We start from the raw sequence: 11,543 nt of genomic DNA on the forward strand, positions 1-11,543 counted from the left end.
GCCCCCACGTCATGTCATGTCTGTCCGAATACAGCTCTGCTCGAAATACAGCTCTGCCCTAATACAGCAGAAACCCCGGCCACCCGTGAAGGGTGCCGGGGCCTGCGAACTGAAAGCTGAAAATCAGCCGCGGGCGACCTTGCCGGCCTTGAGGCAGGAGGTGCACACGTTCATGCGGCGGGTGTTGCCGGGGGCAACCTGTGCGCGCACGGTCTGAATGTTCGGGTTCCAGCGACGGTTGGTGCGCCGGTGCGAGTGCGAAACCGACTTACCGAAGCCGGGGCCCTTGGCGCAAACGTCGCAGACGGCAGCCATAGTCGCGAGCTCCTTCATGTCATGTAGGGACGCGCTGCATCGAACAGCGTGTCCGGAAATCTAATGTCTTGGACGTACCTGCCGGAGAAGCGCCGGCGACCGCGAGCAGATTCCTGAGTGGACAGGACCAGTACCCGCGAGAGGCAACCGGACCAGAGTAGCCAACCCACCTCCGGCGTGTCCAATTGGGTCCCCCGTCGCCACCCCGCACGGTATGAGCGAACGGCAGGTGACGGCCGGGTGTCGGAGTTCGCGACTAGGCTGGCAGCCGGGGGTTTACCCAATACCTTGTGTGCGCGGAAGGACGGTGACGGTGCCCGCGGTCGGTGACGTGCTCGACGGTGCTGCCCTGTTGCGCTGGGGGCGAAGCTCCCTCGCCGGGCTGGAAAGACATCGTGACGAGATCAACGCGCTGAATGTGTTCCCGGTCGCGGACTCCGACACCGGCACCAATCTACTCAGCACCATGCGCGCCGCTGTGCGCGCGGCCGAGGCGGTGCTGCCTTCTCCCGGGGTGGCGACCGGCACCACCGTGAATCGGCCGGATGCGCCGGTGTCCGCACACGAGCAGGCCGCAGCCGACTCGGCGATAACCGAGCGAGCGGACCCGGAGCCTCGGGCCACCGCGTCCGCCGATGCGGATATGGAGGCGCTCGAGCGAGCGACCGCCGGGCGGGAGATCGGTGCGGCGGGCGCGGCCGGAGGGCTCGGGGACGAGTCCGCCGCGCGCGCCTCGGCCGGAGTGTCGGCGCGGCGGATCGCGGGGGAGATGGCCCGGGGTGCGACGGCGGGGGCGCGGGGGAACTCGGGAATCATTCTTTCGCAGGTGTTGCGGGGGGTGGCCGATGCGGTGTGGGACGGGCCACTGACCGAGCAGGCATTGCGGGTGGCGCTGCGCCGCGGGGCGACGCTGGTGCGGGAGGCCCTGAGTTCTCCGGTCGAGGGAACCATGCTGACCGTGCTGGATCGGGCGGCCGAGCATGCGGCGGATTGTCAGGATCGAACACTGGCCGGAGTCGCGGTGGCGGCGGCGGACGGCGCGGCGAAGGCGCTCGGGGAGACGCCTACCCAATTGGGCGTGCTGCGGGACGCGGGCGTGGTGGACGCGGGGGCGCGCGGACTGCTCGTGCTGTTGGACGAACTGGTCGTCGTGACCGGTGGGGCGGTGTCGGCACGGCCTCGGTACGTGCGGCGGACACCCGTTCGGCAGGCGGGCGGGCAGTCTTCGGCCGTCAGTCCCGCGGCCCCCGGCTCACCGGACTCCGCTCGCGACGCGCGGGATTCAGGCCCGGCGGATGCGCGATCGGGGTCGTCCGAGACGCTGCCGGATTCCGCCTCCACGCCGGGGGCGGTGCGGGAGGGAACCGCTCCGGACAGGCGCGCCGGCCACGGTGCAGCGGGTGGTCGCGGCGCGCTGGGCGGCAACGGCATGCGCGGCGGGAACGGATTGCCCGCCGCACTGGGCGGGACCGCCTATCCGGAGACGCCGCTGCCCGCACCGCAGTACGAGGTGATGTTCCTGCTGGCGGATTCGGATGATTCGCGGGTCTCGGCACTGCGGGATCGGCTTGCGACACTGGGTGATTCGGTGGTCGTCGTCGGCGACGGGGCCGGGATGTTCTCCGCGCACGTGCACTGTGCGGATGCCGGGGCGGCGGTGGAGGCCGGACTCGCGGCGGGGACGCTGAGCGAGATTCGAATCGAATCGCTGGTGTTCTCCGCGCACGGGCAGGACGGACCGGTGGATCGCGGGATTCTGGTGGTGGCCTCGGGAACCGGTGCGGTGCGATTGTTCGAGGACGCCGGGGCGGCGGTGCTCGAGGGTGAGGTGACGGCCGAATCGCTGCTGGCGGGGATTCGCCGGATGCCGCATCGTGAGGTGCTGGTGCTGCCCAACGGCGCGCTGCCCGCGCACGAGCTGGTGGCCGTGAGCGTGGCCGCGCGCGACGGACAGCGCGAGGTGCTCATGCTGCCGAGCGGCTCCATGGTGCAGGGGCTGGCCGCGTTGTCCATGCACGACGCCGGTCTGACCGCTGTGGACGACGTGTTCGCCATGTCCGAGGCGGCGGCCGGAACACGCTGGGGCGCTTTGCGAATCGCTCCCGAGCGGGCGCTGACGATCGTCGGCACGTGCGAATCGGGTGATGGGCTCGGCCTGGTCGGGCACGATGTGGTGGTGATCGATCCCGACCTGCGCGCCGCCGGACGCACCCTGCTGGACCGAATGCTCGGTCTCGGTGGAGAACTGGTGACCATGCTCATCGGATGCGATGCGCCCGAAGGGCTTTCGAAGGAATTGAGCGAACACATCGGCACGGCGTTCCCGGGTGTGGAGGTCGTGGTCTATCCCGGCGGGCAGGTCCGGGATCTGGTGCAGATCGGGGTGGAGTAGATGGCGACACTGAGTGACCGGCTCGACCATGTGCTCGGCGTGAAGGCGGCCGAACCGCTGGCCGAGGCGTTCGACATGACCACGGTCGAGGATCTGCTGCGGCACTATCCGCTGCGCTACGCCACCCAGGGGCAGCCGCTCACCGAGGAGGCGCCGGAGGAGGGCCAGCACATCACCGTGATGGGGCGGGTGACCAAAACCGAACTGCGGCCGATGAAGAATCGGCGCGGCAGCCTGCTGAAGGTCAACCTGGACACCGGGTCCGCGCGCCCGATCGAGGTCACCTTCTTCAACGGTGACAAGGTGCGCTATCTGGTCAAGGAGGGTGTGCGGGCGATGATGTCCGGCACCGTGCACTGGTGGCGGCCCGACCGCTGGAATCTGTCGCATCCGGACTACCTGATCCTGCCCGACAATCAGGACGGCTCGGTCGAGAGCCTGACCTCGGTGCGCGGCGGCGGCGCCCTGCGCGGTCTGGCCCACAGCGCCAAAGGCGCCGGGGGCGTGGATGTCTCGTTCTTCGAGCGGGAGTTCATTCCCGTCTATCCCGCCACCGCGAAGGTGCAGAGCTGGGATCTGCTGCGCTGTGTGCGCCAGGTGCTGGATCAACTCGACCCCATCGACGATCCGCTGCCGGTGGAAATGATCACCGAGCACGCGCTGTGCCCGGTCTCGGACGCCCTGCGTCTGATCCACCTACCCGACAGCAAGACCGATATCGAAGAGGCCAGGGGGCGTTTGCGTTTCGACGAAGCGCTCGCCCTGCAACTGGTGCTGGCCGAGCGCCGTCACCGGACCGAGGGCCGCACGGCCAAGTCGGCCCCGCTGCGCACCGACGGCATCGTCGCGGCCTTCGACAAGCGCCTGCCCTTCGAGTTGACCGAGGGGCAGCGCGCCGTCATCGACGAGATCGGCGCGGATCTGGCCCGCACCCACCCCATGCACCGGCTGCTGCAGGGCGAGGTGGGCTCCGGCAAGACCATCGTGGCGCTGCACGCCATGCTGCAGGTGATCGACAACGGTCAGCAGTGCGCCCTGCTCGCTCCCACCGAAGTGCTTGCCGCACAGCACTATCGGTCCCTGAAGAAGATGCTCGGTGATCTCGGCAACGCCGGTGAACTCGGCGCGGACGAGCTGGCCACCAAGGTGGTGCTGGTGACCGGCTCCATGTCGGTCGGCCAGAAGCGCGCGGCACTGCTGGACGCGGTCACCGGCGACGCGGGCCTGATGATCGGCACGCACGCGCTCATCCAGGACAGCGTCGACTTCTTCGACCTCGGCATGGTGGTGGTCGACGAACAGCACCGCTTCGGTGTCGAGCAGCGAGACGCGTTGCGCGCCAAGGCCAAGAACGGCATCAGTCCGCATCTGCTGGTCATGACCGCCACGCCTATTCCGCGCACCATCGCCATGACGACCCTCGGCGATCTGGAGACCTCGACCCTGACCCAGCTGCCGCGCGGACGCTCCCCGATCGCCTCGAAAGTGGTGCCCGCCAAGGTGAAACCGGCCTGGGTGGACCGCGCCTGGGAGCGCATCCACGAGGAGGTCGGCCAGGGCCGCCAAGCCTATGTCGTGTGCTCGCGCATCGGCGACGAGGACGAGGACGGCACCGGTGGAAAGGGCGGAAAAGGCGCAAAGGGCGGAAAGAGCAAGGCTCGCAAGGCGAAACCGGAAGAGGAGAAGGAAGGTCCCACCACCCACTCGGCGGTGGACATGTACGAGATGCTCGGCTCCGGGGCGCTGGCGGACCTGCGGGTGGGGCTGCTGCACGGTCGCCTCCCGTCGGACGAGAAGGACCGCGTCATGCGCGCGTTCAACGAGGCCGAGATCGACGTGCTGGTCTGCACCACCGTCGTCGAGGTCGGCGTCGACGTGCCGAACGCCACCGTCATGGCGATCATGGACGCCGACCGCTTCGGCGTCAGCCAGTTGCATCAGCTGCGTGGACGCGTCGGCCGGGGCAAGCACCCCGGTCTCTGTCTCCTGATCACCGAGACCAATCCGGTCGGTGGAGCCATGGCCCGCCTGGAGGCGGTGGCGGCCACCACCGACGGCTTCGAACTCGCCGTGCTGGACCTGCGTCAGCGTCGCGAGGGTGATGTCCTGGGCTCCGCCCAATCGGGCACCGCCCGCTCCCTGCGCCTGCTGTCCCTCCTGGACGACCTCGAAGTCATCACCGCCGCACAGCAATTGGCCCGAGAGCTCGTCGAGTCCGATCCCGGCCTGAAGAACCATCCCGGCCTGGCGAGCATGATGCACGCCGCCGTGGACGGCGAACGCCTGGAGTACCTCGCCAAGTCCTGAGCCCCGGCCTCGCAACCGCGCTGCCTCGGCGTGCAACCGCGCTGCCTCGGCCCCGCAACACCTTGCCTCGGCTGAATTCGGTGGTGCTCGGACTGAAGGCCGCGCGGCCCCGGCTGAACACTGCGCGGCCCCGGCTGAACACTGCGTGGCCCCGACAAGTCTCGCGAGGGCGATTCGTGCCGGGCCCTGCGCTTCGTCTCCTGCCGACGTCCGGCAGCCCGATCCCGCCGCCGCGGGGCCGAGCTCAGTGGGGCAGGCGGGGGTACGGGAGGTCGGAGCTGGTGTTCTCGGTGATGGCCAGGGGACGGCCGATCTGAGGGAAGGCGCGCTGGGCACAGCTGGGGCGCTCGCACACCTTGCAGCCCGCGCCGATCGGGGTGGCGGCGGTCGGGTCGTCCAGATGCAGGCCCTTGGAATAGGCGAGCCGGTCGGCGTATTCGATATCGCAGCCGAGGCCGATCGAGAACTCCTTGCCCGAGGTGCCGAAACCGGTGGTCGTCGGGGTGGTGGTGCGGGAGATCCAGAGGTAGCGGCGGCCGTCGGGCATGGAGGCAATCTGGGTGAGCATGCGGCCCGGATTCTCGAATGCCTCGTGCACCACCCACAGCGGGCAACTGCCGCCGACCCGGGAGAAGTGAAAGGCGGTGGCGGACTGGCGTTTCGAGATGTTCCCGGCGCGATCGGTGCGGATCAGGAAGAACGGCACGCCGCGCTGTCCCTGGCGCTGCAGCGTGCTGAGCCGATGGCAGACCGTTTCGAAGCCGACCTCGAAGCGCAGGCCGAGCAGGTCGATGTCGTAGTGCAACTCCTCGGCCGAACGCAGGAACTTGCCGTAGGGCAGGATCAGCGCGCCCGCGAAGTAGTTCGCGAGACCGATGCGGGCCAGAGTGCGTGATTCGCCACCGAGGGAGGGGGTTTCGTCCAGGACCTCGTCGAGCAGGCTGCCGTGCAACAGGAATGCCAGCGTGGTGGCGATCTGGAAGGCGCGCTGGCCGGGGCGCAGTCGCCGGGCCAGGGTGAGGGTGCGGGTTTCCGGTTCGTAGTGGCGCTTGGGGATATTCGGGTCCGCGCCGTCGCCGCGCACCAGCACGGTGACGCCCGCGCGCTCCTCGGCCACGCGCGCCAGCTGGCGATCCAGCGATCCGATGGTGAGCCCGCTGTCCTCGAACAGGCGCTCGGCCGCGAGATCCAGCTGGGCTATGTGATTGTGGTGATCGTAGAAGAAGTCACGCACGTCCTCGTACGGCATGGGAACGCCGGGTGCGCCGGTGGGCGTTGCCACCTTGGAGGACAGCAGGTCGAGTTGATCGGTGGCCGCACGTAGTCGACGGTGCATGGCCACAACGATTTTCGCGACCTCGGGCATTCGCGTGGCCAGGTCTTCGACCTCGGCGACGGGAGCCGCGTTCCCGCCGGCCGCCTCCACGAGAATCTCGTGCAGGTCCGATACCAGCCGGGCATCGGAGTCGGCGGCGAAGAACTGGACATCGAGGTCGAACGTCGAGTTCAGTTTCAGCAGTACCGGAATCGTGAGTGGTCGCTGATCCCGCTCCAGTTGGTTGAGGTAGCTGGGGGAAAGATCCAGGGATTTGGCCAAGGCCGCCTGGGTCATCCGCCGTTCCTCGCGCAACCGCCGTAGTCGAGCACCCGCATACATCTTGCGCACAATGCGTGATGCTACCGATCTGGGTTCGCAAACATCGCAATATTGCGGGACTCGCGGTTATTCGGGTGATTGTACGAGCGTGTTGGCCGAATCGGCGGCGCTGCGTAGCATGCGAATCGCGTTCCCCCAGGGGCTCGGTACGCGGTTTCCCATCGTACGCGTGACCGCTTCGCGCCGAGGCCGAACCGCGTACCGAAAGTTTGCCGACACGGGTGATCTCGGCTCGGCGGCAGGTGAACCTGGAGTTCGCCGACCGGGACGCCGGATGCTGTGCCCGAAGTTCAACCACGGTGGGAGGTCGCGGAATTCGAGTCGTCGATGGGCTGTCCGCGCCCTGTTGATCTCGGTCACCCGGCCGGCGGGGGCGGCGACGACCGGGATGGAGAGGTAGAGCAGCCGGTGCTCGATGCGCCCAGTGATCACGACGCGATCGGCCCGGAGGGGCTGCCGACCGGCGCTTCCGCTCGGTGATACGATTATTCGCATCGAATAATTCGGCTATTCGTATCGCTGTTCAGGCAGGAGACAGGCGTGCCGGCTGGCAAGACCAGGACGACCGAGAGCTCACCGCCCACTCAGCGCGTGATCTCCATCGTGGAAACGCTCGCCGCACACGAGGGTTCGCTCACCGCGGCCGAGATCGCCGACGGACTGGAGTTGAACCGCTCCACCGCCGGAGTCATTCTCGCCGCCCTGACCGAACGCGGCTGGGTCCGCCGCCTGCCCGATCTGAGCTACGAACTCGGCCCCGCGCTCGCCGTGATCGGACGGCAGATCTCCGACCGTCGCGGCGATCGCGCCTGGTTGAACGATGAATTGGAGCGCCTGGCCGACCGCGTCGACTGCGGTGCGGCGCTGACCGCCATCAGCGGCGATCATCTGGAATTCGTCGCCGTCACCCGGGACCGGCTCACCGCGGGCATCGAAGCGGGCGCCCGCATTCCCCTGCTGGCTCCCGCCGGTGCGGCGATCATCGCGCACTCCGGGGCCGCTCGCCAGCGGGACTGGCTCGACACCCGGGGACCCGAGCGACGCGACGAATATCGTGCCGTGCTGGCCACGTTGCGCGACAGCGGCTACTGCGCCTGGCGTCTGGAACCCGACAGCCTCCCCACCGTCCGTGTCTTCTCCGAGGTCGCCGACCATCTCGCCGAGCATCCCGCCAGCAAGGAACTGCGCGGCCGGGTGCTGGCCCAGCTGGCCACCATCATCGGCAGTTGCTACGACCGGTCCACTCTCGACGAGGACGTCCCCCTCCCGCTCAGTTACATGAGCGCCCCCGTCTTCGACGACTCCGGCCACGCCGTCATGGAACTGCAGATCGGCCCCTTGCGCCCGGACGTCACCCGCCTCGAACGCCGACGCTATCTGGCCGAACTCACCGAGTCCGCTCGCCGGATCACCGACGGGCAGCAGTCGATCCCCTGACGAGATCTTCTCTGCCCCAAACTAGTTCGGATCTCTGACCACGCCCTGCGTGGCGACGCCCCTGCATCGTTGACAGTGACGGACGGTGAGCGGTGTGGTCGGTAGGCCGCATCGGGCAGGCGCTGACCCTTTTGACAGAAGGCGGCGTCGTCCGGGACCGCGACGAGGCGGTACCGCAGAGGCCGATCATCGGTCAGGACGTCGGCCCAGGCGCGAGTCGGTGGACCGGAGTTCGGTGAACCCTTCCGGCACAACGAACTCCGACCGCCCACGCGGTGTATCCGGTCGCGTGGACGGTCGGGGTGCGGTGGGATGGGTTGACGCCCGGTGTGTTTCGGCCGGGTCAGCGCATCCCGATGACCTCAGTGCGTCGGTGACCTCAGCGCACGGCCTGTGCCGCGGCCACCAGGTTGCGCAGGGACGCCTCGACCTCGGCCGGGCCGCGGGTCTTCAGGCCGCAGTCCGGGTTGACCCAGAGTCGTTCGGCGGGAACGGCTTCGAGCGCCTCACGCAGCGAGGTGGTGATCTCCTCCACGCCGGGGACGCGGGGGGAGTGGATGTCGTAGACACCCGGACCGACGCCGAGGGAGAAGCCCGCCGCATTGAGATCCTCCAGGACCTCCATGTGGGAGCGGGCGGCCTCGATCGAGGTGACGTCGGCGTCGAGGTCGGCGATGGCTCCGATCACCTCACCGAATTCCGAGTAGCACAGGTGGGTATGGATCTGGGTGGCGTCGGAGACTCCGCTGGTGGACAGCCGGAAGGAGCCGACGGCCCAATCCAGGTACGCCTGCTTGGCTTCCGCGCGCAGCGGAAGCAGCTCGCGCAGGGCGGGCTCGTCCACCTGGATGATGCGGATACCTGCGGCCTGCAGGTCCACCGTCTCGTCGCGGATGGCCAGCGCCACCTGACGGGCGGTGTCCTCGATCGGCTGATCGTCGCGCACGAACGACCACGCCAGAATGGTGACCGGACCGGTGAGCATGCCCTTGACCGGCTTGTCGGTGAGGGACTGGGCGTAGCCGATCCACTCGACGGTCATCGGCCGCTGCCGCGCCACATCGCCGTACAGGATCGGCGGGCGGACGCAGCGGGTGCCGTAGGACTGCACCCAGCCGTTGGCGGTGGCGAAGAAACCGTCGAGCTGCTCGGCGAAGTACTGCACCATGTCGTTGCGCTCGGGCTCACCGTGCACCAGCACATCCAGGCCCAGCTTCTCCTGCAGCGCGATGACTTCGGCGATCTCGGCGCGCATGCGCTCGTCGTACTGCTCGGGCGTGATCTCGCCCTTCACCAGCGCGGCGCGATCCTTGCGGATGGCGGGGGTCTGCGGGTACGAGCCGATCGTGGTGGTCGGCAGCAGCGGCAGACCGAGCCGTTCCTGCTGCAGCACACGGCGATCCGCGGCGGGCGCGCGCGTGGCGGCATCGGGTCCCAGCGCGTCGAGGCGGGCTCGCACGGTGTTGTCGCGAAGCCGGGGATCGTTCGCGCGGGTGGCGAGAGCCGCACGCGCGGAGGCCAATTCGTCCGCGACCGCGTCGGTGCCGTCGTGCAGCGCGGTGGCGAGCACCCGGACCTCGGCGACCTTCTCCGCGCCGAACGCCAGCCAGGACCGCAGCGTCGGCTCGATATCGGCCTCGGCATCGAGCGAATACGGGGTGTGCAGAAGCGAACTCGAGGTCGACACGACCAGCGAGCCGGTCCCGCCCAACAGTGTGCCCAGCGTGCTGAGCGCCTTGTCCAGATCGGTGCGCCACACATTGCGGCCGTCGACGACACCCGCGAGCACGACCTTGTTCGCCAGCGCGGGAATCGCGGCGACGTCCTCGAGCGTGGTTCCGGAGGTGAAGTCCAGCGCCACACCCTCGATCGCGGTGGACGCGAGCACCGGCAGCGCCGCGCCCGGGCGGCCGAAATAGGTGGCGACCAGGATGCTCGGCCGGTCCGCGACGGCCGACAGCTCGCCGTACACGTGCTCGACCAGCGCCAGTTCGGCGTCGGTGAGATCGGTGACCAGCACCGGCTCGTCGATCTGCACCCACTGCGCGCCGGCCTCGGCCAGCTGCGTCAGCAGCTCCTTGTACAGCGGCAGCAGCTCGTTCAGCCGCCGCAGCGGGTTCCCCTCGGCGGAATCCTTGGCCAGCTTCAGGAAGGTGAGCGGACCGATGATCACCGCACGCGCGGGCACCCCGAGTTCGATCGCCTCGCGCAGCTCGTTCGGCACCTTGGTGGCATCGAGGGCGAAGGCGGTCTCGGGGCCGAGCTCCGGCACCAGGTAGTGGTAGTTGGTGTCGAACCACTTGGTCATTTCCAGCGGCTCGACGGCATCGTTGCCCCGGGCCGCGGCGAAGTAGCGGTCCAGCGGATCCGCGATACCGGCCACGCGCGGGGGCAGCGCGCCGAACATGGCGGCGGTGTCCAGCATCTGGTCGTAGTAGGAGAAGGTGCCCACGGGCACCGAATCCAGTCCGGCCGCGGCGAGGGCGGTCAGATGCGCGACGCGCAGATCGCGGCCGACGGCGTGCAGTTCGCTCGCGTCGATGCGCCCGGCCCAGTAGGACTCGATCGCGCGTTTGAGTTCACGCTTCGGTCCGATGCGCGGAATGCCCAGCACCGTAGCGGTAAAGGGGGTTGTGGTTCGTGGGTGAACGTTTGTCACGGCTGTGCTCCAGTTTTCCAGCTTCCACTGGCCACCGCCCAGGCGCGAACGGCACAGGGCAGCTCGAGCACGCCGAACCTCGGCATGGCGCGAACACCACTGGTCCGTCCACCCGATCCACGAGGCGGAGACCGCCGGCTACGGCGTACCCGGCGCATTCGGCAGGTATTCGGACTCGCGGGCACCGGCCGAATGGCCGACCTACTGGCCGTCGCTTCCCAGGCCGGAGCCCAGTGCTGATGACGGCGGTCGTTCCTGCTTACCGCTGCGGGACAGTCCCGGATTCTCACCGGGTTCCCTCTCACCGGCCACCCGTGTGCGGGCGGACCAGCTTCGACGCCGGACGCGAGTGACACCGCGTCAGGCGAACCGACTGCATCCGAGAGCATATCCGCCCGGCGATCGGGACCGACAGGGCCGTCGCCGGGCGGGCATGCGATTACTTGCCTTCGTGCACCTCGTAGATTTCGTCGGCGACCAGGCCGTGTGCCTGTTTGTGCACGTGAGCGGCGGCCTCCGCATCCGGCGCGGACACCAGGCAGAAGATTCGGTGACCTGTGGTGTCGAGCCAGTAGCGCTGGTAGTCGACGCCGTGCTCGGCCTGGGCCGCGAGATCGGCGGCGTGCGCCTCGGCGGCCTGATCCAGGTCGACGGCCTCGGGCAGGGTGTGGATATCGATGAACAGAGGCATGGTGGTGGGTCCTTTCCGGGAATCGCGCGTACATCGGGGCATACGGTCCGGGGCCGGATTCGGTTTGCCGTGCGGAGTTCTCGCG

Annotated in this window: 7 protein-coding genes and 1 riboswitch; of the genes, 3 read left to right on the forward strand and 4 right to left on the reverse strand. The window is 68.7% G+C overall.

Annotated features, from left to right (window positions below):
* Positions 1 to 123: 123 nt before the first annotated feature.
* A complete protein-coding gene (rpmB, locus tag NJ1_RS13525; protein WP_039799620.1) occupies positions 124 to 315 on the reverse strand; it encodes a 50S ribosomal protein L28 in 192 nt (63 codons plus the stop codon).
* Between the two features lie 307 nt (positions 316 to 622).
* Between rpmB and NJ1_RS13530 the strand changes: the two genes are divergently transcribed.
* A complete protein-coding gene (locus NJ1_RS13530; protein ID WP_067692698.1) occupies positions 623 to 2,707 on the forward strand; it encodes a DAK2 domain-containing protein in 2,085 nt (694 codons plus the stop codon).
* Positions 2,708 to 5,014 carry an ATP-dependent DNA helicase RecG gene (gene recG / locus NJ1_RS13535; protein ID WP_067692700.1) on the forward strand — a complete coding sequence of 769 codons (2,307 nt, stop codon included), beginning with the start codon at positions 2,708 to 2,710 and terminating at the stop codon, positions 5,012 to 5,014.
* 244 nt (positions 5,015 to 5,258) lie between these two features.
* Here recG and NJ1_RS13540 read toward each other — a convergent pair whose 3' ends face one another.
* Complete coding sequence (locus tag NJ1_RS13540; RefSeq protein WP_067692701.1) at positions 5,259 to 6,680, reverse strand: short-chain fatty acyl-CoA regulator family protein; 1,422 nt, start codon at positions 6,678 to 6,680, stop codon at positions 5,259 to 5,261.
* Positions 6,681 to 7,211: 531 nt separating this feature from the next.
* On the opposite strand from NJ1_RS13540, the gene NJ1_RS13545 reads away from it, so the two are divergent.
* Positions 7,212 to 8,108: an IclR family transcriptional regulator gene (locus NJ1_RS13545; RefSeq protein WP_067692702.1), complete on the forward strand. Its 897-nt coding sequence runs from the start codon at positions 7,212 to 7,214 to the stop codon at positions 8,106 to 8,108.
* A 379-nt stretch (positions 8,109 to 8,487) separates the two neighbouring features.
* On the opposite strand, the gene metE is transcribed toward NJ1_RS13545, so the two are convergent.
* Both metE and NJ1_RS13555 read right to left on the reverse strand, forming a co-directional pair.
* Complete coding sequence (gene metE, locus NJ1_RS13550; protein WP_067692705.1) at positions 8,488 to 10,767, reverse strand: 5-methyltetrahydropteroyltriglutamate--homocysteine S-methyltransferase; 2,280 nt, start codon at positions 10,765 to 10,767, stop codon at positions 8,488 to 8,490.
* A 143-nt stretch (positions 10,768 to 10,910) separates the two neighbouring features.
* Positions 10,911 to 11,114: riboswitch (cobalamin riboswitch) on the reverse strand.
* A gap of 92 nt (positions 11,115 to 11,206) precedes the next feature.
* A complete protein-coding gene (locus NJ1_RS13555; RefSeq protein ID WP_067692714.1) occupies positions 11,207 to 11,458 on the reverse strand; it encodes a nickel-binding protein in 252 nt (83 codons plus the stop codon).
* Positions 11,459 to 11,543 lie beyond the last annotated feature (85 nt).

Origin of the sequence: Nocardia jejuensis NBRC 103114 (assembly GCF_001613145.1) — a bacterium.
GTDB classification, from domain to species: domain Bacteria; phylum Actinomycetota; class Actinomycetes; order Mycobacteriales; family Mycobacteriaceae; genus Nocardia; species Nocardia jejuensis.